We start from the raw sequence: 24,560 nt of genomic DNA, 5'->3' as shown, positions 1-24,560 counted from the left end.
GATGGTGGCCCTGGCGGGCTGCGGGGGCGGGACGGCCGGCCCCGAGCCCTCGGCGCAGCCGAGCGTGACCGACGGCGGGCGGACGAGCGCGGCCGCGACGCCCGAGGCCTCCGCTTCGGGTTCCGGGGTGGGCCTCTCCGGCACCGCCCTTGGAACGAGTCAGATCGGCCACAGCGCGAACATGCGGCTCGTGGCGAACGTGCCGCTGGGGGCGCCGTTCAACCTGCGGCAGGCGTGGGGCACCGACCTCGCCTTCCAGGGTGACTACGTCTTCACCGGCAACTACGAGGGGTTCACGATCCACGACGTCAGCGACCCCACCCGGCCGAAGGTGGTCTCCCGGGTGCTCTGCCCGGGCGGCCAGAACGACATCTCGGTCACCGGGAACCTGCTGTTCCTCTCGGTCGACGACCCGCGCGCCGACGACTCGTGCGAGAGCCGTCCCGGCGACGTCGTCAACGGCTGGGAGGGCATCAGGATCTTCGACATCAGCGACAAGGCGAACCCTAAGTACGTCAAGTCGGTCGCCACCAAGTGCGGCTCGCACACCCACACGCTCGTCCCGGGCAAGGGTGACGACAAGGACAAGGTCTACCTGTACGTCTCCTCGTACGGCCCGATGCCGGAGGCGGCGAACTGCAAGCCGCCGCACGACAGCATCGCGATCGTCGAGGTGCCGCTGGACGCCCCGGAGAAGGCGAAGGTGGTCGCCCAGCCGGTGCTCTTCCCGGACGGCGGGCTCGCCGAGGGCGAGGGCGGCGGGGAGACCGTCGAGACCTCCGGCTGCCACGACATCACGGTCTACCCGGAGAAGGACCTCGCCGCGGGCGCCTGCCTCGGCAACGGCATCCTCATGGACATCTCCGACCCGGTCCGGCCGAAGGTGCTGCAGGAGGTCACCGACACCGAGAACTTCTCCATCTGGCACTGGGCGATCTTCGACAACGACGCCCGCCACGTCATCTTCGGCGACGAGCTCGGCGGCGGAATCGCGCCCACCTGCGACCGCAGGACCGGCCCGACCCGCGGCGCGAACGCGATCTACGAGATCACCGAGGACCGCAGGCTGGTACGGCGCGGCTTCTTCAAGATCCCGCGGGAGCAGACGCCGCGCGAGAACTGCGTGTCGCACAACGGCTCGCTGATCCCGGTGCCGGGCAGGACCATCCTGGTGCAGGCCTGGTACCAGGGCGGCGTGTCCGTGATCGACTTCACCGACGCGGCCAACCCCAAGGAGATCGGCTACTTCGAGCGCGGCCCGATCCCGGCGTCCGAGGGCGACCTCGGCGGCTCCTGGTCGGCCTACTACTACAACGGCTACATCTACTCGAGCGACATCACCAAGGGTCTCGACGTGATCGAGATCAACGACCCGCTCACCGACCCGGCGAAGAACGTCAGGCTCACCGAGTTCAACCCGCAGACCCAGACGTCCTACCCGGCGAGCTGACCACGGGCCGGACCGCCCGCGGCGGCGGTCCGGCGGCGGAACCGCCGGCCTCGGGCGGCGCCATCACACGGTGGCGCCGCCCGCGTGTGCTCAGGGGTCGAGGTCCGCCGCGGCGCGCCGGGCGAAGACCTCCATCGCCTTCGCGGTGACCGGGCCCGGGGCGGCGGGCAGCTCCACCTTCGCCCCGCGGCCGGGGTCGGCGGTGGCGTCGACGAGCCGGATCGGCTGCACGTCGCGGGTGGTCGAGGTGAGGAACGCCTCCTCGGCCTCGTACAGCGCGGACAGCGGCACGTCGGCCTCCTCGCCGCCGAACCACTCCAGCACCAGCGACCGGGTCACCCCGGCCAGGCAGCCCGCCGACAGCGGCGGGGTGACCACCCGCCCGCCGAGGACGACGAACACGTTGCTGCCGGTGCCCTCGCACAGGTTGCCGGCGAGGTTGCCGAAGATCGCCTCGCCGTACCCGCGGGACTTGGCGTACGCGAGGGCGCGGGCGTTCTCGCCGTAGGAGGTGCTCTTCACCCCGGCGAGCGCGCCGCGCTCGTTGCGCGGCCACGGCGCCACGGCCACGTCGGCGACCTTGGGCAGCGGCGGCAGCTCGGAGACGATCACGATGAGGTTGCCGGGGCCGGGGCCGCGGTCCGAGCCGAGCGGTCCGGTGCCGCTCGTGTAGGTGATGCGGATGCGGCCGAGCTCCCACCGCGGGGCCGCGGCGAGGCAGGCCCGCACCCCCTCGGCGATCGCGTCGGTGTCGGGCTCGGGCAGGTCGATGGCGCGGGCGGACCGCACCAGCCGCTCCAGGTGACGGGTGAGCGCGAACGGCTCGCCGCGCACGCTCTTGACGGTCTCGAACACGCCGTCGCCGACGAGGAGGCCGTGGTCGAAGACCGGCACGGTCGCCTCGGCCGGGTCCACCAGCTCCTCGTTCATCCAGATGGGAACCGTTGCTGTCACCAGTCGTCGCCTTCCTGTACGAGGTTGCCCACACCAGACCGGGGCGGCGCGGCCGTACCCCCGTCTCGATCGCGTCCCCAGGTTATGCCCGCGCCGCCGGGGCGGCCCGGACCGGCACGCGGTCCGGGCGGTCTCAGCGCAGCGGGCCGACCGCCGACTCGGCGGCGCGGATCAGCGTACCGTCGGCGACCATGCGGACCACGTGCTCGATCTCCGGGGCGAGGAACCGGTCGGGCCCGGGCCCGGGTACGGCCTCGCGGATCGCGGCGGCCACCGCGCCGGTGCCGGGCGCCGGGGTGAGCGGGTGGCGCAGGTCGAGGGCGCGGGCCGCGGTGAGGATCTCGATGGCGAGCACCCGGGTCAGGCCGTCGATCGCGCGGCGCAGCTTGCGGGCGGCCGCCCAGCCCATGGAGACGTGGTCCTCCTGCATCGCCGAGCTGGGGATCGAGTCGGCCGACGCCGGTACGGCGAGCCGCCGCAGCTCGGCGACGATCCCCGCCTGCGTGTACTGGGCGATCATGTGCCCGGAGTCGACCCCGGGGTCGTCGGCGAGGAACGCGGGCAGGCCGTGGGAGCGGGCGACGTCGAGCATGCGGTCGGTGCGGCGCTCGGAGATCGCGGCGAGGTCGGCGACCGCGATGGCGAGGAAGTCGAGCACGTAGCCGACCGGGGCGCCGTGGAAGTTGCCGTTCGACTCGACCCGGCCGTCGGGGAGCACGACCGGGTTGTCGATCGCGGCGGCGAGCTCGCGGGCGGCGACCGTGCGGGCGTGCTCGAGGGTGTCCCGGGCGGCCCCGGCGACCTGCGGGGCGCAGCGCAGCGAGTAGGCGTCCTGGACGCGGGTGCACGAGCCGTCCCGGTGCGAGGCCATGATCGCCGAGTCGGCGAGCAGGGCGCGCAGGTTCGCGGCGGAGGCCGCCTGGCCGGGGTGCGGCCGCAGCGCCTGCAGGTCGGCGGCGAAGGCCCGGTCGGTGCCGAGCAGCGCCTCCACGGTCATCGCGGCGGCGATGTCCGCGGCGGTGAGCAGCCGGGAAAGGTCGTGGCAGGCGAGCACGAGCATGCCGAGCATGCCCTCGGTGCCGTTGATGAGCGCGAGGCCCTCCTTGGCGGCGAGCTCGACCGGCGTGATCCCGGCCCGGGACAGCGCCTCGGCGGCCTCCAGCTCGGTCCCGGAGGCGTCGCGGACGCGCCCCTCCCCCATGAGCGCGAGGGCGACGTGGGCGAGCGGGGCGAGGTCGCCGGAGCAGCCGAGGCTGCCGTACTCGTGCACCACCGGGGTGAGGTGGGCGTTGAGCAGGGCGGCGAGGGCGGCGGCGACGCGCGGGCGCACGCCGGTGTGGCCGGTGGCGAGGGTGCGCAGCCGCAGCACCATCATGGCGCGCACCACCTCGGTCTCCACCTGCGGCCCGGAGCCCGCGGCGTGCGAGCGGATGAGCGAGCGCTGCAGCCTGGCCCGCAGCTCGGTGGGGATGTGCCGGGTGGCGAGGGCGCCGAACCCGGTGGAGATCCCGTAGGCGGGGACGGCGGCCTCGGCGAGCTCCTCCACCCGGGAGCGGGCGGCGGCCATCTCGGCGAACGCGTCCTCGGTGAGGCGTACGGCCGCGCCGTACCGGGCGACGCGGATCACGTCCTCGGGGCTGAGCGGCGCAGGGCCGACGGTCACGACCTCGTTGTCGTGCATGGGTGCATCCCTACCCGGTAGCGGCCGGGCGGTCAGCGCCGGCGCGACCTGTAACTTGCGTAGGCCATCTTAGGTCCTTACGCGGCGGCACGTGACGCGTTCGGGCGGGCTCCGGTTTGGGGACTCGCCGGGAATTCGCTAGAGTTCATCACGTCAGGTCGGGGTCGCGAGATCCGCAACGACCGGACACGCGGACGTGGCTCAGTTGGTAGAGCATCACCTTGCCAAGGTGAGGGTCGCGGGTTCGAATCCCGTCGTCCGCTCGGAGAGCGGTGTGGCCGCACCCGGTGGAGTGGCCGAGAGGCGAGGCAGCGGCCTGCAAAGCCGCGTACACGGGTTCAAATCCCGTCTCCACCTCGACGTACGTCGACGCAGGGGCGATTAGCTCAGTGGGAGAGCGCTACCTTGACACGGTAGAGGCCACTGGTTCAATCCCAGTATCGCCCACCAGCCGCTGAGGGCCGCCCGGACGCCGGTGCGGCCTTTTCGCATACCCCGGACATGCGGGTGCCCGCCCCGCACACGGGCGGGACGGGCACCACCGCCGGAGAGATCAGACGGGGAAGTTCCGCGGGTTGATCGGCTGGCTCGAGCCGCCCCCGTACTTGCTCATGCGCAGCGTGAGCGTGTAGGTGCGGTACGTGTTGCCGATGGTGGTGTACCGCAGCGACTGGTAGCTGCGCCGGTAGACGGCCCCCACCATGAACCGGCGCTTGGAGGTGTTGTAGCGGTACCCGGCCATCCAGAACAGCCGGTAGGTGCCGTCCGGGATGCTGCGCACGGTCGCGGACTTGCGGGCCCGCACGTACACGCTGAGCGCCTTCTTGCCGCCGCGGGTGAGGGTGACCACCACGTCCCGGCTCAGGCGGTTCCGGATCTTCAGCCGACCGAGGCCCCCGCTGACCCGGCGGTACAGGATACGGCCGTTCGCCGGCCGGGCGAGAGCGCTGCTCTCGGCCGCGGCGGTGCTCGTGGTGACCGCGGAGGTGCTCAGCGTCACGGTGCCCTGCGACACCGTCACGGCGGTCTGCGGCGCGGCGGGCAGGGCGCTCGCCTGCGCGGCCGTGGACGGTGCGACCAGCAGACCGGCGGCGAGCGCGAGAGCGGTGAGCGCGCCGGCGCGTCTAGCGGTGCTGTTTCGGGACTGTGTCACGAAATTACTCCCTTGATCACGATCGGTATCTGGATCGCACACCTCCCGAATCCTAATAGTTGATAGTGGTTCACGCTTCGGAATTACGGCCGGGACGGGATTCCGTGACATTTTCGTCTGGACCGTGCCAAAGCAGAACCCCTGAGCGCATCGAGGGTTCTCGTCGCAGATCAGTCCGCGAAACGGCGCGTTACGGCCACCGGTGAACCGCGCTTGAATCGGTCCAAAATCGAGCGCCGGGCACCTTGAGCGTACAAACGAGGTACGACAGTCGGCCGGGAACGGAATACACAGCCGACCGCCACGGGAGCCCGCACCCCAAAATGCGAGAATGGTTCACATAATCCGGCTTTTCGGCATGCCGGCGGCGTTGTCAACCGACGCGCTCGTGGCGCCGCTCCCCAAGGTGCATCCGCTCCCGCACCGCGGGCCCCACCGTGTCGTCGAGGCCGAACCGCCCGGCGCCGGTCAGCGCGAGCAGCAGGCTCGCCGCGCCGAGGGCGATGACGAGCTCGGCGCCTCCCTCGTCGACGAAGATCCCCCGCCCGTGGTGCACGAACAGGTACGCGCCGAGCATGAGCGCGGCGAGGACCACCCCGGCGACCGGTACGGCGAGGCCGATGACCATCGCGATCCCGGCGAGCAGCTCCACGAGCGCGACCAGCCAGGCCGAGAGCGTCGCCAGCGGCATCCCGGCCTCGGCGAAGGACTCCGCCGTGGCCCCGATGCCGTCGACCGCGAGCTTGCGCAGGCCGTGCGCGATGAAGATCACGCCCACGCCGAGCCGGGCGAGCAGGATCACCGCGTCGCGCACCCAGGTGGATTCCATGGCCCCTCCTCCGGTTCCCGATCGGCCGCGCCCGCCCCGGCGCCGGGGGACCCGCGCACCGGCGGACGCCACGGGCGGCGCGGAGCGGGCGGGAACGCCCGTCCGCCCGCCTCGCCGACGCCCTCCCCGTCAGGCCCGCACCGAAACGGTCACCAACCTCAAACCGGCGCAAACGGCGGGGCCGCGGGAGCCGGACACCCCACCGCCGGGGTACGGCGGGCCGCCCGGGCTCGTGCCGCGCCGCGGGGCGTGCCGCCGTACCGCCGGGAGGTCAGAGCCAGCCGTTCTCCCGGGCCGTGCGCGCCGCCTCGGCCCGGTTGCGGGCACCGGTCTTGCCGATCGCGCTGGACAGGTGGTTGCGCACCGTGCCCTCCGACAGGTGCAGCCGCCGGGCCACGTCGGCGACGGTGGCGCCGTCCTCGGCGGCGCGCAGCACCTCCCGTTCCCGCTCGGTGAGCGGGTTGCGGCCCCGCTCCAGGGAGGCCACGGCGAGCTCGGGGTCGACCACGATCTGCCCGGCGTGCACCCGGCGCACCGCGTCGGCGAGCCGTTCCGGCTCGGCGTCCTTGACCACGAACCCCGACGCCCCGGCGTCCATCGCGCGCCGCAGGTAGCCGGGCCGCCCGAACGTGGTGAGGATGAGCACCTTCGCGGTCGGGACCGCCTCGCGCACCCGGGCGGTCGCGGTGATGCCGTCCATCACCGGCATCTCGATGTCGAGCAACACCACGTCCGGCCGGTGCTCGGCCGCCGCCCGCACCGCCGCCGCCCCGTCGGCCACCCCCGCCACCACGGTGATGTCCTTCTCCAGCGACAGCAGGGCCGCCAGCGCACCGCGCACCAGGTGCTGGTCCTCGGCGAGCAGCACCCGGATCACGCCGCCACCTCCGGGATGCGGGCGCGCAGCATGAACCACTCCTTGTCCACCTCGATCGACAGCTCGCCGCCTGCCGCGGCCAGCCGTTCGGTGAGCCCGGTCAGCCCGGCGCCGGGCTCGGCCACCGGCCTGCCGCCGAGCGCGGGCCCGTCGTCGGCCACGGTCACCGTGTAGCCGCGTCCGCCGCCCGGCCCACCTCCATCCTCCTCCGCGACGGTGACCGCGCAGGCCCGCGCGACGCTGTGCCGCAGCACGTTCGTGACGCCCTCGCGCACCACCCAGGCGGCGACGGCGGCCACCGAGGGCGGCGGCGGGTCCGGCGGCAGGCTCACGGTGAGCGTGATGCCCGCGGCGCGGGCGATCTCGCGCGCGGTGGCGAGCTCGCTGTCGAGGTCGGCCTCGCGGTAGCCGGACACGGTCGCGCGCACCTCGGCGAGCAGTTCCCGGGCGCCGCGGCCCACCTCGCGCATCTCGGCCGCGGCGCGCTCCGGCTCCCGGTCCACGAGCCGGGCCGCCAGCTCCGACCGCAGCACCACCTCGGTGAGCCGCCGGCCGAGCGTGTCGTGCAGGTCGCGGGCGATGCGCAGCCGCTCGGCGGTGATCGCGGCGCGGGCGAGCTCGGCCCGGGCGGCGCGCAGCCGGGTGGCCAGCCACATCAGCCCGTGCAGGGAGGCGCAGGCCGCGCCGTACAGGGCGATGCCGGCCCCGGTGAGCGCGGCGGCCCCGAACGGCCGGCCCAGCACGCCGACGGCGAGCGCGACGTGCCCGGCCCAGAACGCGGCCAGGGCGAGCGGCCAGCGGCGCGGCGGCAGCACCAGGACGGCCAGCGTGACCAGGTAGAACGACGCGGTGATCAGCCAGGTCCCGCGCAGCGCGAACTGCAGGGCCACGGCGAGCGCCGCCATCGCCGCCAGCGCGTACGGCGTGGCCGCGGTGCGCGGGCGGGGCACGTTGTGCCAGATCACCCAGACGAACAGGCCGCCGAACGCGACCAGCCCGGCCGCCGCGGCCACCGCCACCGGGCCGGGCAGGCCCAGCCCGGCGAGCTCGGCCGCCGGGTAGCCGAGGAAGGCGACGAACCCGCAGGCGAACGCGCGCACCCGGCGCAGCCGGCTCGGCGAGGGCGGCCCGGGCGCGCGCTCGGACACGGTCCTCGGTCTCATGCGCCCATCGTCATGCCGCGCCCGGCCCGCTCCCAGTGCCGGATCTCCGGACGTGGCCGTGACGGATGTCACGGGTGGCGCCACCCCGCGACGGGGCCTGCCGTAACGCCCGCCGGGGTGTCTCACAAATGAGACTTAGATCGGAAAAATCCGTTCGTACCGTACCGAACAGGGGCCGCCGTTACGGCGGCAGTCAGGAAGCGAGAGGTCACCCATGGCAGGAACGCCACAGCGAGTGGACACCGCCGTGCTCGAGCGGGTCGAGGTACCCATGCGGGACGGGTTGCGGCTCCGCGGGGTCGTCCACCGCGTCGACGGCGCACCGCGGCCGGTGCTGCTCGTCCGCACCCCGTACGGCGAGCCGATGACGCGCACGCTCCCGATCCTGCCGCTGCTCGACGCCGGGTTCACGGTGATGGTGCAGTACTGCCGCGGCACCGGCGGCTCCGACGGCGAGCTGCGCACCTTCGAGAACGAGACCGACGACGGCCTCGACACCATCGAGTGGCTGGTCAAGCAGCCGTGGTGTGACGGGAACGTCGCCATGTTCGGCATGTCCTACCTGGGCATGTGCCAGCTCGCGGTGAGCGGCCACCGGCCGCAGGGGCTGCGCGCGATCGTGCCGATCGTCGCCCCGGACGACTACCGGGACGGGCTCGCCTACCGGCAGGGCGCCTTCCAGCTCGGGCAGTCCCTCGCCTGGCACATGTTGAAGGCCGCGCAGTCGCTCGGCGAGGCGGCCGCCCGCGGCGAGGACGTGGCGGAGAGGTTCGCCGCGCTGGGCCGGCTGTCGGCGGACATCCCCGCCGCCTACCGGGCGCTGCCGCTGATCGACCGGCCCGCGGTGAGCGACGTGCTGCCGAGCTGGCGCACCTTCCTGGAGAAGGAGAACGACCCGGAGTACTGGCGGCGCATCGGCTACTCCCGGCACCGCGCCCGCACCGCCGTGCCCGGGCTGCACATCGGCGGATGGTTCGACCTGTTCCTGCGCGGCACGATCGACAACTACACCACGATCGTCGCGAACGCCGACCCGGAGACCGCCCGCAACCAGCACCTGATCATCGGCCCCTGGGCGCACGGGGACGAGTCCGGCGTCACCGGCGAGGTGTTCTACGCCAACGGCTCGGCCCAGGCGATCGGCCTGGAGGAGCAGCAGCTGCGCTTCCTCCGGGAGAGCATCGCGGGCACCCCGACCACGCTGCCCCCGGTGCAGATCTACGTGATGGGTGCGGGCCGGTGGCGGGTGGAGAACGAGTGGCCGCTCGCCCGCACCGACTGGCAGACCTGGTACCTCGGGCCGGACGGCACGCTCGGCCGCGAGATGCCCGCCGAGGGGTCGCTGGAGTACGTCCACGACCCGCACGACCCGGTGCCGACCGTGGGCGGGGCGATCCTCATGGCGGGCAGCCCGGACGGCGGGCTGAGCTACCAGCCGGGCTCCCGGGACCAGCGGGTGCTCGACGGCCGGACCGACATCCTGCGCTTCGTCGGCCCGGTGCTCGAGCACGACGTCGAGGTCACCGGCCCGCTCAGCGTACGGCTGTTCGCCGCGACCTCGGCCGCCGACACCGACTTCACCGCCAAGCTCATCGACGTCCACCCGGACGGCCGGGCGATGGGCATCGCCGACGGCATCGTGCGCGCCCGCTACCGCAACGGCATGGACAACCCGAGCCCCATCGTGCCGGGCGAGGTGTACGAGTACACGATCGACCTGGGGGCGACCAGCCAGGTGTTCAAGGCGGGGCACCGCATCCGCGTCGACATCGCCAGCTCCAACTTCCCCTGCTACGACCGCAACTCCGGCAGCGGCAAACCGGCGGGCGAGGTCACCGAGGACGACTTCGTCACCGCCACCCAGCGCGTCTTCTTCGGCCCCGCACGCCCCAGCGCCATCCGGCTGCCGGTGATCCCGGCGGACTGACCGCCGGCGCCGCGGCCCCCGCCGGGCGCGCGCCTTCCGACCTGAACCCGTGAGAAAGGCGGATCAGCGTTGCAGCAGCTCCACATCGGGATCAACCTCGGCTTCGCCACGCTCCGGCCGGGCGTCTCCGACGAGGAGATGTACCGGAACGAGCTCGACATCGCCGTGCTCGCCGACAAGCTCGGCTACGACAGCGTCTGGGCGGTCGAGCACCACTTCGAGGACTACTCCGTCTGCCCCGACAACCTGCTCGTGCTCGCCCACCTGGCGGGCCGTACCTCGCGGATCCTGCTCGGCACCGCCGCGGTGATCCTGCCGTGGAACGACCCGCTGCGGGTCGCCGAGAAGGCGCTCATGGTGGACACGATCTCGGGCGGGCGGCTGCTGCTCGGCGTGGGCCGCGGGCTCTCCCGCAAGGAGATGGTGCCGTTCCGCATCCCGCTGGAGGAGACCCGGGACCGGTTCGACGAGGCCGCACCGATGATCTTCGAGGCGCTGGAGACCGGCGTGATCGAGGGCGCCGGGCCGTACTACCCGCAGCCGCGCGCGGTGCTGCGGCCGCGGCCGCGCGGCACCTTCCACGGCCGCCGGTACTGTGTCGCCGGGTCGCCGGACTCGGTGGCGATGGCCGCGAGGCTCAAGGCGAAGATGATGTCGTTCATCACCAAGCCGGTGCCGGACCTGATGCCGACGTTCACCAGGTACCGGGAGCTGTACGAGCGGGAGCACGGCGAGCCCGCGCCGCCGATCGCGCTCAGCGTGAACATGTACTGCCACGAGGACGACGAGCTCGCCCGCGAGCGGCATTTCGAGTACGTCACCCGGTTCTTCATGGCGAACGTCGAGCACTACGAGATGGCCGGGGAGCACTTCAAGGGGCTCAAGGGCCACGAGCGGTACGCGGCGAACGCCGAGTACTTCCGCTCGATCGGCCTGGAGAAGGCGGCGAACGACTACGCGGCGGCCGCGCTGTACGGCAGCCCGGAGCGCATCCTCGGCCAGATCGAGGCGATCCGGGACGTGCTCGGCGACTTCGAGCTCTCCCTCGCGCCGTCGTTCGGCGGCATGCCGTACGACCAGGCGCGGGCGAGCCTGGAGCTGTTCGCCCGCGAGGTGCTGCCCAAGGCCCGGTCGATGCGCCGCGGCCCGGTGCGGGTGCTCGCGTAGCGGGCGGCCGAGGTGACCGGCCCCGCCCGCGGCGGCGCGGACCCCGGCGTCGCCGCAGCGTTCCGGGAGACGATGGCCGCCGTGTGCGCGCCCGTCGCGGTGATGACCGGCCTCGAGGGCGGGCTGCCGCACGGCACCACGGTGAGCGCGTTCGCCTCCCTGTCGATGAACCCGCCCATGGTGCTCGTCGCCCTCGACCGCACCTCCGAGCTGCTGGCGCTGGTGCGCCGGACCCGGCGGTTCGGGCTCAACCTGCTCGGCGCCGGCCAGGCGGGGCTGGCCCGGCGGTTCGCGGCCAAGGGCGGCGCGGCGAAGTTCGCCGGGGTGGCCTGGGAGCCGCACGCCGGGGTGCCGCGCATCCCCGGGTCGGCGGGTTTCGTCGGCTGCACCGTCGCCGGTCTCGCGCACGGCGGCGACCACCTCATCGTGCTCGGCAACGTGGTCGCCGCCGAGACCACCGGCGACGCGCCGCTGGTCTACCACAGGCGGACCTTCGGCACGCCGGCGGCGTTGCCGGAGGTGTCCGGATGAGCGCGCCCGGCCAAGGGTGACCGTGCGGCCGGGCGGGCTCGCGGGCGGCCCGGCCGCCGGAGCCGCGGCACTCCGGCGGCCACCGCCCCACTTCACCCGCCGAGCCTGCGCCGGTCATGACCGGCGTCGGGAGGTCTGCCGGAATGTGGAAACCGGTCTGGTCCCGCCGCCGGACGCTGGTGCACGATGAGGGCGCTCGCGGACGGCGGGCCCCGCACGGTCGCGAGCGGCCGATGGCAGACCCGCGTCGGGAGGCGACCTGATGCCCGTATCGCCACCGCCCGGCGGCCCGCCGGTTCCGCGGACCGCCGCCGAATGGGAGCGCGTGCGGGCGGCGAAGCTGAGGGCGCTGAGCCGCGACCCGCGCACCCTCGACCCGGCCGACTTCCCCGAGGTGCGGCCGGAGGTGGTCGCCTCGTGGCGGCGCTCGATGCTCGCCGGGGTCGATCCCGAGGCCCGCGAGTACGTGATCGACGACGACTTCGACTTCCCCGCGCACTCCCGGTTCGCCGCCGTCGCCCAGCCGATCATGAACCGGCTCAAGGACGAGATCGCCGACCTGAGCTGCTGGGGGTTCCTCGCCGACCGGGCCTGCCGGCTGCTCACCGTGGCGGTCGGCGACTTCCCGACCGCGTGGCGGGTGCACCGGCAGAACCTGCGGCCGGGCATGTGCTTCGCCGAGGACCTGATGGGCACGAACGGGCTCGGCTGCGCCCACGAGACCCAGCAGGCGTTCATCATCTCCGGCACCGAGCACTTCCGCACCGACTCCGAGATCCTCACCACCACCGGCGTGATCATCCGCGACCCGTTCACCAAGCGGTACGCCGGGTCGCTGGGCGTGCACTGCCTGCGCGAGTACGGCTCGGCCGCGCTGCTCCCGCTCGTGGTGGAGATCGGCCGGTCGATCGAGACCCAGCTGCTGGCGAGCCGTACCGACGGGGAGCGGGCCCTGTTCGACGCGTACTCGGCGGCCGAGCGCCGCCACCGCGGCGTGGTGGTCGCGGTGAGCCGCCGGCTGTTCGTGGTGAGCACCCGGGCGCGGGCGCTGGTGCGGGAGGCCGACGAGGAGCTGCTGCGCAACCTCGCCGAGGAGTGCGGCTCACGGGAGCGCACGGTGCGCCGCGACCTCAGCTCGGGCCGCACCGTGCAGGTCCGGGTGCACCCGGTCCCCCAGCCGAAGGGCGAGTTCGCCGCGGTGCTCGTGCTCCGGCCGCTCGACGGCGGCGACCGCGGCGCCGTACCGGCCCTCGAGACCGGCACGGCCGGGTACGGCACGGCCACCGAGTTCCGGGACCGGCTGGCGCGGGCGCTGCGCGCGGGCCGGCCGCTGCTGCTCACCGGCGAGCGCGGCTGCGGCAAGCGGCACGAGGCGCTGGCCACGCTGCGCACCCTCGACCCGCCCGGCGGGGTGGCCGAGTTCGAGGCCGCGTGCGCCCGGCTCGACCCGGACGGGTGGCTGCGCCGCCTCGCCGAGGCGCTCGCCGACCCGGGCCGCGCCGTGCTGCTGCGCCACGTCGCCGACGTCCCGGCCGGGCTGATGACCGCGGTGGCCGACCTGGTGTCCCGGGCCCGTGCCCGGGTGGTCGGCACCACGAGCGACGACGGCGAGGACAGCGCCGCGGTGCTGCTGCTGGAGAGCTTCCCGGTGACGCTAACCGTGCCGCCGCTGCGGCGGCGCCGGGACGAGTTCGCCGAGCTGTGCCAGGCCGTCCTCGCCGAGCTGTGCGACCCGGGCGAGCAGCCGCCCCAGCTCACCCCGCGCGCGCTCGCCGCGCTCACCGCGGAGGACTGGCCGGGCAACGTGCGGCAGCTCGTCCAGGTGCTCGCCACCGCCCGGGTGCACGCCTGCGGCCCGGTGATCGACCTGCCGCACCTGCCCGCCCGGCACCGGCGGTCCCGCGGGGCGAACCCGCTCGACGAGGTGCGGGCGGCCGAGCGGCACGTGCTGGCCGAGGCGCTGCGCCGTACCGGCGGCGACCGGTCCGCGGTCGCCCGGCAGCTCGGCATCTCCCGGGCCACCCTGTACCGCAAGCTCAAGCGGTACGAGCTGTACTGATCCGCCGGTCAGCGCCCGGGGAGGGGCGGCAGCGCGGCGGTCGCGTCGGCGTTGTCCATGCCGGTGGCCATGAGCAGGTCGACGACGATCGAGCGGAGCTGGGCGGTGACGACGTGGGCGGAGAACCCGGTGCCGCCGGGCGGCAGGCCGCTGGTGACCTCGGCCGCGGCGAGCGCGGCGCGCCGTACCTCCTCCGGGTCGCGGGAGCGCTCCAGGTCGGCCTGGAGCAGCCGCACCGCGCGGGCGAGCCGGTGCATGCCGTCCGGGAGGGCCGGCGGGATCGGCTCGCCGGCCCAGATCGCGGCGAGGGTACGGCGGGCGAGCACCCGGGCGTTGCCGAGCGCGCGGTCGAGGGGGACGCTCGCGGCCGCGTAGCGGTGCAGCGCGCGCCGGTGGCGGCGGCGCAGCGGGGAGATCCTGGCGACCTCCTGGGCCGCGGTGAGCCCGGCGGTGAACCGGGTGAACGCCCGCTGCCCGGCGCGGGCCTCGTCGAGCACGGCGGACACCCGGGCCGGGTCGCGCTCGGCCATGCCGCGGGCGGTCTCGGTGAGGGTGTCGGCGAGCGCGTCGAAGATCTCCCGCGCGTCGCGGCGGGTGGCGGCGATCAGGTCGGGCGGGAGCAGCGCGACCGCGACGATGCCGAGCACGCCGCCGACGAAGGTGTCGATCATCCGGTAGAGGCCGCCGCTGCCGGTGGGCGGCAGCAGGGTGGCGACGAGCACCGCGGACGAGGCCGCCTGGATGGTGATGAGGGTCCCGGTGCCGAGGAACACCGCGACGGCCATCGCCAGCGCCACGACGAGCGTGATCTGCCACGCGCCGGAGCCGATGCGCAGCACGAGCAGGTCGGCCACGCCGACGCCGAGGCTCACCCCGGCCATCAGCTCCACCAGCCGGGGCAGCCGCCGCCCGGACGCGACCCCGATGCAGATCACCGCGGCCACTGGCGCGAAGAACGGCCTGGGGTGGCCGAGCAGGTCGTTGGCGACGAGCCAGGCGAGCCCGGCGGCGACCGCGCACTGGATGATCGTCGGCGCCGTCGCGGCGAGCCGCGCCCACCGGCGGCGGAGCTCGCGGCGCGCCCGGGCCCGGCCCCGCGCCCGCAGCTCCCCCGGCTCGATCCTCACCCGCGTCCCCCGGTCGCCCCTGATCCGTACGTCCATGCGGGATACCCGGAGCCCGGGCCGGCGAACGGCGGGGAGCGTTCAGAAGAGGGTGGGCGGCGCGGCGGGCATCGGCTCGGGCAGCGGCTCCAGCTCGGGCAACCCGGCCCGCACCTCGTCGTGGAAGCGGCGGGCGAGCGCGAGCGCGTCGGCGTTGTCGGGGGTGTGGATGAACATGGTCGGGCTGCGCCCCTCGCGCAGCCAGGTGCGGAACACCTCGATCCACGGCCGCCAGCCCTCGGCGGTGCGCTCGGCGTCGTCGCGGCCGATGTAGCGGACGAACGGCCGGTCGGTGAGGGCGCGGGTCCGGCGCGGCAGCCGGGGTTTGCGGGTCCAGGCCTCCCGCTCGGCGTCGGTGACCGGCCGCTCGGCGAACAGCACGGTGGTGTCGAACGGCACCCATTCGGCCCGCGCCCCGCGCAGCACCCCCTCGAGCAGCCGCGCGGCCCGCTCCTGGGTGAAGAACGCCGGGTGCCGTACCTCGACCGCGACCCGGTGGGTGCGCGGCAGCGTGCGCAGGAACGCGGCGAGCGCCGGAAGGTCGCCCGGCCCGAACGAGCCGGGCAGCTGCACCCACAGCGCCGCGACCCGCGGCCCGAGCGGATCGATCGCGTCGAGGAACGCGCGCAGCTCCGCCTCTCCCCCGGCGAGCCGCCGCTCGTGGGTGACCGTGCGGGGCAGCTTCAGCAGGAACCCGAAGTCCTCGCCGGTCTGCCGGGCCCACGACGCCACGGTCCTGGCGTCGGGTGTGGCGTAGAAGGTGGTGTTCCCCTCCACCGCGTTGCACCAGCTCGCGTACGCCCGGAGCCGCTCGTCCGGGCCGAGCGGGTGCGGCAGGAACCGCCCCTGCCACGGCGTGTGCGCCCACATCGCGCACCCCACTGCAAGCCGCATGGTCCGACGCTAGCGGAGGCGGCGGACGGTCGCGCCGGGGTGGGAGCCGCCCGCGCGTGCTCGGCGTCCCGCGCCGATCCGCCACCGGTCCGCGTTCGCCGCCCTCCCGGACCGCCTGGGGTGCGGGGGCCGGATGGCCGTACGGCGGGCGGCTCCGTCAGGCGGCGACGGGCGTGCGGGACGGGGCGACGACGGTCCCGTCGGGGAGCAGCAGGCCGGTGTCCTCGAACAGGACGACGCCGTTGCACAGCAGGCTCCACCCCTGGCCGGGGTGGGTGGCGACCACGCGCGCGGCCGCGCGGTCGGATGCGTACGCGCTGGGACATGCGGGGTGATGCCGGCACATGACGCACCTTCCTCGGTACTGCCGAACGGTCTGCGTTACGCCGTCATCGTGTACCGGGGCGCTGGCAATCCTCTTGTAAGCGGCTGAACGGGCTCATTCCGGGAAGAACAGCACGGTCCCGCGGACCGCGACGCCGACCCGGTCGCCGGGCCGGTGGCGCACGTCCCCGCCGGTGCGGACCCGCAGCCGCTCGCCGGTGTCGAGCAGCACGGTGAGGGCGGCGTCGTGGCCGAAGTACTCCAGGCGTTCGACGCGCCCGCGGGCCGCCGTGCCGGGGGCGTCGCCCGCGTGGGTGAGGGCGAGTTGTTCGGGGCGTACCGCGACGTGCCCGGGGCCGGTGGGGCCGGGGAACCGCCGGGGCAGGTCGCCGAGCACGCAGGAGGCGGTCTCGCCGGTGGCGCGGGCGGGCAGCACGACGGCCTCGCCGACGAAGGTGGCGACGCCGAGGTCGGCCGGGGCGGTGTAGACGGCGGCCGGGGTGTCCTGCTGGACGATGCGGCCGGCGCGCATCACCGCGACCGTGTCGGCCATCGACAGCGCCTCCTCCTGGTCGTGGGTGACGAGCACCGCGGTGGCCCCGGCGCGTTCCAGCGCGGCGCGCACGTCGTCGCGCACCGCGGCGCGCAGCGAGCGGTCGAGGGCGTTGAACGGCTCGTCGAGCAGCACCACGCCGGGCCGCGGGGCGAGCGCCCGGGCGAGCGCGACCCGCTGCTGCTGGCCGCCGGACAGCTCGTGCGGCATGCGCTCGCCGTACCCGGCGAGGCCGACCAGCTCCAGGCACTCCTCGACCCGCTCGCGGGAGCCGCGCGGCAGGCCGAAGCCGACGTTGCGGGCGACGGACAGGTGCGGGAAGAGCGCCGCCTCCTGCGGCACGATGCCGACGCCGCGCCGCTCCGGCGGCAGGGCGGTGACGTCGCGGTCCCCGATCGTCACGGTCCCGGCGTCGGCGTGCTCGAACCCGGCGATGATGCGCAGCAGCGTGGTCTTGCCGCAGCCGGACGGGCCGAGCACGGCGGCGAGGCTGCCCTTCTCCACGGTGAGCGAGCACCGGTCGAGCACCTGGGTGCGGCCGAAGGACTTACGGATCTCGGTGACGGTGAGCATCACGCCTCATCCCGGGTGGCGGGTCGGTGGCCGAGCAGGAAGCCGGGGATCGCGGCGAGCAGCATGAGCAGCGCCGCGTACGGCGCGGCCGCGGCGTACGACGCCGACCCGGTCTCGGTCCACAGCCGGGTGGCGAGCGTCTCCATGCCGGTCGGCCGCAGCAGCAGCGTGGCGGGCAGCTCCTTCATCGCGGTGAGGAACACCAGCGCCGCCCCGGCGAGCACGCCGGGGAACGCGAGCGGCAGCGTGACCTCGCGGACCGCCTGCATGGGGGTACGGCCCAGCGACCGCGCCACCTCCTCGAGCACCGGCGGCGACTGGAGCACCGCGGCCCGCACCGCCCCGACGGCGGCGGGCAGGAACAGCACGGCGTAGGCGATCACCACCAGCGGCGCCTCCTGGTAGAGCGGCTCGGCGTACCGGACGGCGAGGAACACCAACGAGAGCGCGACCACGATCCCGGGCAGCGCGTGCCCGGCGTAGGCGCTCTGCTCGAGGACCGTCGCGGTCCGCCCCCGGTACCGGGCGGCGATGATGCCGACCGGTACGGCGAGCGCGGTGGTGAGCACCGCCCCGGCCGCGGAGACCGCGAGCGTGGCGGCCACGGCCTCCCCCAGCTCGCCGGGCCGCAGCCGGGCCGCCGAGGCGCCCGCGACGAGCCAGTAGCCGATGCTCACCAGCGGGAACCCGACGGCGAGCGCGGCGATCCCGCCCGCCCAGGCGAGCGCGAGCGGCTTGAGCCGCAGCCGCACCACGGCCGGCCGCCGGGCGACCGCGCCCCGGAACGCGTACGCCGCCCGGCCCCGGGTCCGCGCCTCGGCGGCGACGATGACCAGGGTGATGAGCACGAGCAGCAGCCCGAGCACGGCCGCCGGGGTGCGGTCGAAGCTCGCCCGGTAGGAGGTGTAGATCTGCGTGGTGAACACGTCGAACCGCATGATCGACACCGCGCCGAACTCGCCGAGTACGTACAGCGCGACGAGCAGCCCGCCCGCCGCGGCGGCCGGGCGCAGCCGCCGCCACACCACGGAGAACCGGGACCGCCCGAGCGAGAGCGCGACCTCCTCCATCGCCGGGTCCATCCGGCCGAGCGCGGCGGCCACCGGCAGGTAGACGTACGGGTAGCAGCACAGCGTCAGCACCAGCACCGCCCCGCCGAACCCGGCGACCCGCGGCAGCGCCGCCACCCACGTGTAGGCGGCCACGTACGAGGGGACGGCGAGCGGCAGCGCGGCGAGCACGCCGAACAGCCGCCGCCCGGGCAGGTCGGTGCGCACCACGAGCCAGGCGAGCGAGACCCCGACCACCGTGCACAGCGCGGTCACCACGGCGGCGAGGCCGAGGCTGCGCACCGTGAGCTCGAGGGTGCGGGGCCGGGACAGCACCCGCAGCACGGTCTCCAGGCCGCCCTCCCCCGCCCGCACCACGAGGTAGCCGATCGGGGCGAGGGCGAGCAGGGCGGCGACCGCCGCGGGCACGAGCAGCGCGGGCGGGACGCGCCGGAGCGTCCCGGGCGCGGTGCCGCGCGCGGGACGCCCCTTCGACCTGGTGGCGATCATGCCTCACCCATGGACGGTACGGCCCGGCCTACACCAGGCCGACGTCCTGGAGCAGGGTGAGGGTCTGCTCCAGCGACTCCAGCCGGGACAGGTCGAGGTCGGGCGCGTTGAGCGAGTCGAGCGGGGGCAGGCCGGGCGCGGTCGCCACGCCCGCGACGAGCGGGTACTCCTTGGTCTCGTCGGCGAAGTACTTCTGCGCCTCGGGGCCGAGCAGGAACTCCACCGCCCGCTGCGCGGCCGCGGCGTTCGCCGAGGCCTTCAGCACGCCGACGCCGGCGACGTTCACCAGCGCCCCCGGGTCGCCGCCGGGCAGGAAGGCGAGCTTCGACGGCACGGCCGACTCGCCCTTCTCGGCGACCTTCTCGTACCAGTAGTAGTGGTTGATCAGGCCGAGCCGGATCTCGCCGTTGTCGACCGCGTCGAGGATGGCGTTGTTGTTGGGGAAGGTCTTGGTGTCGTTCGCCTTCATGTCCTCGAGCCACTTCCTGGCCCGGTCCTCGCCGGACAGCACGCGCAGCGCGGTGACGAACGACTGGAACGAGGCGTTGGTGGGCGCCCAGCCGACCTGGCCGCGGTACTTGGCGTCGGTGAGCTCGAACACGCTGCGCGGCGGGGCCTCGACCTCCCGCGGGTCGTACACGATCACGCGGGACCGGCCGGAGACGCCGACCCAGGTGCCGTCGGCGGCGCGGTAGGCGGCCGGGACCTTGTCGAGGATCGGCTGCGGCAGCGTGGCGAGCATCCCGGCCTTGGTGAGCGCGCCGAGCGCCCCGGCGTCCTGGGAGAAGAACAGGTCGGCGCGGGTATTGTCACCCTCCTCGAGGATCTGGGCGGCGAGTTCGGCGCTGTCGCCGTACCGGACCTGGACGTCGAGGCCGGTGGCGGCCTTGAGCCTGTCGATGAGCGGGGCGATGAGATTCTCGTTCCGCCCGGAGTAGACGGTGAGCGTGCCTCCGGCGCCGCTCGCGGCGCCCGAGCCGGCGGGGCTTGGCGTGTCGGACTCGCCGGAGCCTCCGCCACAGGCGGACAAAGCGATCATGAGGATGGGGACGACCGCAAATGCGGCGATCCTCTGGAATACGGACATGGGCGACCTCCTGCTCCCGACAGTTTAGATTAGGCTTACCTAACTATCGGCACAAGGGTCGCCCTTTACCGGCACGCCCCTCCCGCTCGGGAGCGGAAGGGGCGGTACCCGCGTCCGCGTGCGCGGTCAGCGGCCGCTCGCGACCGCCTTGCTCACCGCGTTCGGGCCGTCGTACCGCCGGTCCGGAATGTTCTGCAGCGCCTCGACCATCTGCTCGTCGGCACCGTGCTCGCGGGCCGCCTTCACCAGGTCGTCCCGGCTCGCCGGATAGTCCACGCCGGACAGGTGCTTCTGCAGCTGGATCGGATTCGGCTTGCCTGCCATGTCGCCTCCCCCGTTGTGCGGTCGTCCGGACCCGACCCGCCTACCCCGCCGCCCGCCCGCCATTCCCCGGCCCGCCTGCGGCGTCGCGGCCGGCACGGCGGGCGGCGATGGCCACGGGCCGCCCGCCGGCCGCTCCGGCCGCGCGTGACCTCGCCGCGTCCCCGCCGACGCGGGCGCGGCGCGGCGGGGACGGCGGCGCGGGCGCGTCAGAGGCCCTGGGCGAGGCGGTGGTAGGCCTGGTTCCAGCGCAGCTCGGCGGCGAACCGGCGGGGCGTGGTGTCGGCGTCGATGACGAGCAGCTCGACGCCGAGCATCTCGGCCAGGTCGTTGAGCTCCTCCACCCCGACCCCGGCGGTGAGCACGGTGTGGTGCGGGGCGCCCGAGATCAGCCAGGACTCGGCCGAGGTGCGCAGGTTCGGCCGCGGCCGCCAGACCGCGCGGGCCACCGGCAGCCGGGGCAGCGGGTGCGGCGGCGGCACCACGTCCACCTCGTTGGCCACCAGCCGGAACCGGTCGCCGAGGTCGGCGAGCCCGACCACCACGGCGGGCCCCGGCGCGGCGTCGAACACCAGCCGCACCGGGTCCTCCCGGTTGCCGATCGACAGCGGGTGGATCTCGCAGCTCGGCACGTCGGCGGCGATCGACGGGCAGACCTCGAGCATGTGCGCGCCGAGGATGAGCTCCTCGCCGGGCACCAGGTGGTAGGTGTAGTCCTCCATGAACGAGGTGCCGCCGGGCAGGCCCTCGGACATGCGCTTGACCGTGCGCAGCAGCGCCGACGTCTTCCAGTCGCCCTCGCCGCCGAAGCCGTACCCGTCGGCCATGAGCCGCTGTACGGCGATGCCGGGCAGCTGGCGCAGCGGGCCGAGGTCCTCGAAGTTCGTGGTGAACGCGCGGAAGCCACCGTCCTTCAGGAAGTGCCGCAGGCCGACCTCGATGCGGGCGGCGTACCGCAGCGACTCGTGCCGCTCGCCCCCGGGGAGCAGCTCCGGCGCCACGCGGTAGCGTTCCGCGTACTCCTTGACCAGCGCGGTCACCTCGGCGTCGGAGGCGGCGTGCACCACGTCGGCGAGCTCGGTCACGCCGTGGGTGTTCACCGACACGCCCAGCCGGAGCTGGGCCTCCACCTTGTCGCCCTCGGTGACGGCGACGTCGCGCATGTTGTCGCCGAACCGGACCAGCCGCAGCGAGGCGAGCTCGGCCCGCCCGGCGGCGGCGCGGGTCCAGGCGGCGATGCGAGCGACCACGTGCGGGTCGGAGACGTGCCCGGCCACGGTCTTGCGCGCCACGCCGATCCGGGTCTGGATGTGGCCGAACTCGCGGTCGCCGTGCGCGGCCTGGTTGAGGTTCATGAAGTCCATGTCGATGGTGCCCCACGGCAGCTCCAGGTTCGCCTGGGTGTGCAGGTGCACCAGCGGCTTGCGCAGCGCGTCCAGCCCGGCGATCCACATCTTCGCGGGCGAGAACGTGTGCATCCACGCGATGAGGCCGAGGCAGTCGTCGTCGGCGTTCGCCTCCAGGCACGCGCGGCGGATCGCGTCCGCCTCGGTGAGCACCGGCCGCCACTCCACCTCGACCGCCATGCCGTCGCCGAGGGCCGCGCCCAGGGCGGCGTTCAGCTCCGACGCGATCCGCCGGGACTGCTCGGCGACCTGGGCCAGCGTCGCCTCGCCGTACAGGCCCTGGCTGCCGGTGAGGAACCAGATCTTCACCGTGATCCCCTCTGTCCGTAGACGTTCTGGTAGCGGTCGTAGAGCCGGTCGATGTCGTCCTGCGCGAGCGGCAGCGGCTCGCCGAGCTGCCGGGCCAGGTGCACGGTGCGGGCCACGTCCTCGCACATCACCGCGGCCTTCACCGCGGCCCGCGGCGAGTCGCCGATGGTGAACACGCCGTGGTTGCGCATGAGCACGGCCGGGGAGCGGTGGCCGGTGAGGGTCTCCACCACGCCCTTGCCGATCTCGTCACCGCCGATGAGCGCGAACGGGCCGACCGGGATGTCGCCGCCGAACTCGTCGGCCATCGCGGTGAGCACGCACGGGATCGGCTCGCCGCGGGCCGCCCACGCCGAGGCGTACGGCGAGTGCGTGTGCACCACGCCGCCCACGTGCGGCATGTGCCGGTAGATGTACGCGTGCGCGGCGGTGTCGCTCGACGGGGTGTACGTGCCGGACACGCGGTTGCCGTCGAGGTCGCAGACGACCATCGACTCGGGGGTGAGCTCGTCGTACGGCACGCCGCTCGGCTTGATGACGAACAGGTCCTCCCCCGGCACCCGGCCGGAGACGTTGCCCGCCGTCCAGGCGACCAGGTTGTAGCGGACCAGCTCGGCGTGCAGGGCGCAGACCGTCTCGCGCATGCGCGCGACCGCCGGCGACTCCGCGCCTGCGGGCGTGCCGCGCGCCGCGGCCTCCTCCGCGGGTGGGCCGGCCACCGGCGCCGCGGCGGCCTTGTCGGGGTTCTCCGTCACTTCTCTCTCCTCGTCACGTGGGGTGCGTGCGCGCCGTGCCACCGCGGGGCCGCGGTACGGCGCGGATGGGGGCGGGCCGGGCGGCGCGGGGGCGGGCGCGCCGCCGCCGGACCGAGGCGGCCGGTCACGCGCGGGCCTCGTTGCGGATCGCGCGGAGGCGGTGCAGCATCGCGCCGTCGGCGAAGTGGTCGTGCAGCCTGCGGTACTCGGCGTAGAGCCGGTCGTAGACGTCGGCCCGGGCCGGGTCGGGCAGGTACGCCTCGGGGGTGCGCTTGCCCATCGCCGCGGCGGCCGCGGTGATGTCCGGGTACGCCCCGGCGGCGACCGCGGCGTGGATCGCCGAGCCGAGCGCCGGGCCCTGGGCCGAGCCGATCACCGAGAGCGGGCGGCGCAGCACGTCGGCGTAGACCTGCATGAGGAAGCGGTTCTTCAGCAGGCCGCCGGCGACGATGAACTCCTCCACCGGCACCCCGGACGCCTCGAAGGTCTCCACGATCACCCGGGTGCCGAACGCGGTCGCCTCGATCAGCGCGCGGTAGACGTCCTCCGGCCGGGTGGCGAGGGTCTGGCCGACGATCACCCCGGACAGGTCGTGGTCGACGAGCACCGAGCGGTTGCCGTTGTGCCAGTCGAGCGCGACCAGGCCGTGCGCGCCGACCGGCTGGCGCTCGGCGAGCGAGGTGAGGTACTCGTGCAGGTTCATGCCGAGCTCGGCGGCGCGCTCGGCGTAGGCGGCGGGCACCGAGTTCTCCACGAACCAGGCGAAGATGTCGCCCACCCCGGACTGGCCGGCCTCGTAGCCCCACAGGCCGGGCACGATGCCGTCGCGCACCACGCCGCACATGCCCGGCACCTCGGCGAGGTGGTCGGAGGACATCACGTGGCAGGTGGAGGTGCCCATGATGGCGACCATCTGGCCGGGCCGTACCGCGTCGGCGGCGGCCGCGGTGACGTGCGCGTCGACGTTGCCGACCGCGACCGCGATGCCCTCGGGCAGCCGGGTCCACTCGGCGGCGCGGGCGGTGAGGCGGCCGGCGAGGCCGCCGAGCGGGGCGGGGGTGCCGCCGAGCTTGGCGGTGAACCCGGCGAAGGCGGGGTTGAGCTCGGCGAGGAAGTCGTCGCCCGGGTAGCGGCCGTCCTGGTAGACGCCCTTGTACCCGGCGGTGCAGATGTTGCGGGTCTCCACCCCGGTGAGCTGCCAGACGAGCCAGTCGGTGGCCTCGATCCAGCGCTCGGCGAGGTGGTAGATCTCCGGGTCCTCCTCGAGCAGCTGCAGCGCCTTGGCGTACTGCCACTCGGAGGAGAGCTTGCCGCCGTACCGGGCGAGCCACGGCTCGCCGCGGCGGGCGGCGACCGCGTTGATGCGGTCGGCGTGCGGCTGGGCGGCGTGGTGCTTCCACAGCTTCGGCCAGGCGTGCGGCCGGTCCGGGTACGCCTCGCACAGCGGCGTGCCGTCCGCGGTCGCGGGCAGCACGGTGCAGGCGGTGGTGTCGATGCCGATGCCGATCACGTGCTCGGCGGGCACGCCCGCGACCGCGAGCGCCTTCGGCACCGCGACGCGCAGCACCTCGATCCAGTCGCCGGGGGCCTGCAGCGCCCAGTCCGGGCCGAGCCGTACCCCGCTCGGCAGCTCGGTGTCGATCACGCCGTGGGCGTACTCGTGCACGGCCGAGCCCAGCTCGGCGCCGTCGCGCACCCGGACGACGACGGCGCGGCCGGACAGCGTGCCGAAGTCGACGCCGACCACGTACCGGTCTTCATGGTTAGCGTTCACATGACACTCCAGGAGCAGGCGGGGGTCGATGTCCGTCGGGTTGGGCCGCCG

Annotated in this window: 21 protein-coding genes and 3 tRNA genes; 8 read left to right on the top strand and 16 right to left on the bottom strand. The window is 74.4% G+C overall.

Going from position 1 to position 24,560, the window contains the following annotated elements:
• Position 1 precedes the first annotated feature (1 nt).
• Complete coding sequence (locus FHX40_RS08475) at positions 2 to 1,450, top strand: LVIVD repeat-containing protein (RefSeq protein WP_142261638.1); 1,449 nt, start codon at positions 2 to 4, stop codon at positions 1,448 to 1,450.
• Between the two features lie 90 nt (positions 1,451 to 1,540).
• On the opposite strand, the gene FHX40_RS08470 is transcribed toward FHX40_RS08475, so the two are convergent.
• Complete coding sequence (locus tag FHX40_RS08470; protein ID WP_142261637.1) at positions 1,541 to 2,380, bottom strand: aminotransferase class IV; 840 nt, start codon at positions 2,378 to 2,380, stop codon at positions 1,541 to 1,543.
• 157 nt (positions 2,381 to 2,537) lie between these two features.
• Complete coding sequence (hutH, locus tag FHX40_RS08465) at positions 2,538 to 4,085, bottom strand: histidine ammonia-lyase (protein ID WP_142259095.1); 1,548 nt, start codon at positions 4,083 to 4,085, stop codon at positions 2,538 to 2,540.
• Between the two features lie 190 nt (positions 4,086 to 4,275).
• Between hutH and FHX40_RS08460 the strand changes: the two genes are divergently transcribed.
• The 3 genes from FHX40_RS08460 (at position 4,276) to FHX40_RS08450 (ending at position 4,535) form a co-directional block, all read left to right on the top strand.
• Positions 4,276 to 4,348, top strand: a tRNA-Gly gene (locus FHX40_RS08460).
• A 23-nt stretch (positions 4,349 to 4,371) separates the two neighbouring features.
• A tRNA-Cys gene (locus FHX40_RS08455) sits at positions 4,372 to 4,442 on the top strand.
• 18 nt (positions 4,443 to 4,460) lie between these two features.
• Positions 4,461 to 4,535, top strand: a tRNA-Val gene (locus FHX40_RS08450).
• Between the two features lie 103 nt (positions 4,536 to 4,638).
• On the opposite strand, the gene FHX40_RS08445 is transcribed toward FHX40_RS08450, so the two are convergent.
• The 4 genes from FHX40_RS08445 to FHX40_RS08430 all read right to left on the bottom strand — a co-directional run bounded on the left by FHX40_RS08445 (position 4,639) and on the right by FHX40_RS08430 (position 8,107).
• A complete protein-coding gene (locus FHX40_RS08445; protein ID WP_142259094.1) occupies positions 4,639 to 5,238 on the bottom strand; it encodes a hypothetical protein in 600 nt (199 codons plus the stop codon).
• A 373-nt stretch (positions 5,239 to 5,611) separates the two neighbouring features.
• The gene (locus tag FHX40_RS08440) at positions 5,612 to 6,067 is read right to left on the bottom strand and encodes a DoxX family protein (protein WP_142259093.1); all 456 of its coding nucleotides are present in this window, start codon (positions 6,065 to 6,067) and stop codon (positions 5,612 to 5,614) included.
• Between the two features lie 271 nt (positions 6,068 to 6,338).
• Positions 6,339 to 6,944: a response regulator transcription factor gene (locus tag FHX40_RS08435; protein WP_142259092.1), complete on the bottom strand. Its 606-nt coding sequence runs from the start codon at positions 6,942 to 6,944 to the stop codon at positions 6,339 to 6,341.
• Complete coding sequence (locus FHX40_RS08430; RefSeq protein ID WP_142259091.1) at positions 6,941 to 8,107, bottom strand: sensor histidine kinase; 1,167 nt, start codon at positions 8,105 to 8,107, stop codon at positions 6,941 to 6,943. Before FHX40_RS08430 ends, FHX40_RS08435 begins: the two co-directional genes overlap by 4 nt.
• A 214-nt stretch (positions 8,108 to 8,321) precedes the next feature.
• Here FHX40_RS08430 and FHX40_RS08425 point away from each other — a divergent pair, with 214 nt between their 5' ends.
• From FHX40_RS08425 to FHX40_RS08410, 4 genes are all read left to right on the top strand, one after another.
• Entirely contained in the window at positions 8,322 to 10,034 is a 1,713-nt protein-coding gene (locus FHX40_RS08425) for a CocE/NonD family hydrolase (protein ID WP_142259090.1), read from the top strand.
• Between the two features lie 69 nt (positions 10,035 to 10,103).
• Positions 10,104 to 11,201: an LLM class flavin-dependent oxidoreductase gene (locus tag FHX40_RS08420; RefSeq protein ID WP_142259089.1), complete on the top strand. Its 1,098-nt coding sequence runs from the start codon at positions 10,104 to 10,106 to the stop codon at positions 11,199 to 11,201.
• A 12-nt stretch (positions 11,202 to 11,213) separates the two neighbouring features.
• Positions 11,214 to 11,732: a flavin reductase family protein gene (locus FHX40_RS08415; RefSeq protein ID WP_211350211.1), complete on the top strand. Its 519-nt coding sequence runs from the start codon at positions 11,214 to 11,216 to the stop codon at positions 11,730 to 11,732.
• Positions 11,733 to 11,994: 262 nt separating this feature from the next.
• Entirely contained in the window at positions 11,995 to 13,791 is a 1,797-nt protein-coding gene (locus tag FHX40_RS08410; RefSeq protein ID WP_142259088.1) for a sigma-54-dependent Fis family transcriptional regulator, read from the top strand.
• Positions 13,792 to 13,799: 8 nt separating this feature from the next.
• Here FHX40_RS08410 and FHX40_RS08405 read toward each other — a convergent pair whose 3' ends face one another.
• The 10 genes from FHX40_RS08405 to araB form a co-directional block, all read right to left on the bottom strand.
• A complete protein-coding gene (locus tag FHX40_RS08405) occupies positions 13,800 to 14,918 on the bottom strand; it encodes an FUSC family protein (protein WP_229789140.1) in 1,119 nt (372 codons plus the stop codon).
• A 78-nt stretch (positions 14,919 to 14,996) separates the two neighbouring features.
• Positions 14,997 to 15,848 carry a DUF72 domain-containing protein gene (locus FHX40_RS08400; protein ID WP_142259086.1) on the bottom strand — a complete coding sequence of 284 codons (852 nt, stop codon included), beginning with the start codon at positions 15,846 to 15,848 and terminating at the stop codon, positions 14,997 to 14,999.
• A gap of 157 nt (positions 15,849 to 16,005) precedes the next feature.
• The gene (locus tag FHX40_RS08395) at positions 16,006 to 16,194 is read right to left on the bottom strand and encodes a DUF5999 family protein (RefSeq protein ID WP_142259085.1); all 189 of its coding nucleotides are present in this window, start codon (positions 16,192 to 16,194) and stop codon (positions 16,006 to 16,008) included.
• 93 nt (positions 16,195 to 16,287) lie between these two features.
• Positions 16,288 to 17,298: an ABC transporter ATP-binding protein gene (locus FHX40_RS08390; RefSeq protein ID WP_142259084.1), complete on the bottom strand. Its 1,011-nt coding sequence runs from the start codon at positions 17,296 to 17,298 to the stop codon at positions 16,288 to 16,290.
• Entirely contained in the window at positions 17,298 to 18,857 is a 1,560-nt protein-coding gene (locus FHX40_RS08385; protein ID WP_142259083.1) for an ABC transporter permease, read from the bottom strand. Before FHX40_RS08385 ends, FHX40_RS08390 begins: the two co-directional genes overlap by 1 nt.
• A 28-nt stretch (positions 18,858 to 18,885) precedes the next feature.
• Entirely contained in the window at positions 18,886 to 19,944 is a 1,059-nt protein-coding gene (locus FHX40_RS08380; RefSeq protein ID WP_142259082.1) for an iron ABC transporter substrate-binding protein, read from the bottom strand.
• A gap of 126 nt (positions 19,945 to 20,070) precedes the next feature.
• Entirely contained in the window at positions 20,071 to 20,268 is a 198-nt protein-coding gene (locus FHX40_RS08375) for a DUF2795 domain-containing protein (RefSeq protein ID WP_142259081.1), read from the bottom strand.
• A 206-nt stretch (positions 20,269 to 20,474) separates the two neighbouring features.
• Entirely contained in the window at positions 20,475 to 21,980 is a 1,506-nt protein-coding gene (araA, locus tag FHX40_RS08370; RefSeq protein WP_142259080.1) for an L-arabinose isomerase, read from the bottom strand.
• Positions 21,977 to 22,624, bottom strand: coding sequence for an L-ribulose-5-phosphate 4-epimerase (locus FHX40_RS08365; RefSeq protein ID WP_142261635.1), 648 nt, complete (start codon positions 22,622 to 22,624; stop codon positions 21,977 to 21,979). The genes araA and FHX40_RS08365 overlap by 4 nt, the downstream gene beginning before the upstream one ends.
• A 235-nt stretch (positions 22,625 to 22,859) precedes the next feature.
• Positions 22,860 to 24,509 carry a ribulokinase gene (gene araB / locus FHX40_RS08360; RefSeq protein WP_170198765.1) on the bottom strand — a complete coding sequence of 550 codons (1,650 nt, stop codon included), beginning with the start codon at positions 24,507 to 24,509 and terminating at the stop codon, positions 22,860 to 22,862.
• Positions 24,510 to 24,560 lie beyond the last annotated feature (51 nt).

Origin of the sequence: Thermopolyspora flexuosa, assembly GCF_006716785.1 — a bacterium.
GTDB classification, from domain to species: domain Bacteria; phylum Actinomycetota; class Actinomycetes; order Streptosporangiales; family Streptosporangiaceae; genus Thermopolyspora; species Thermopolyspora flexuosa.
This window is presented reverse-complemented; position numbering and strand designations above follow the sequence as displayed.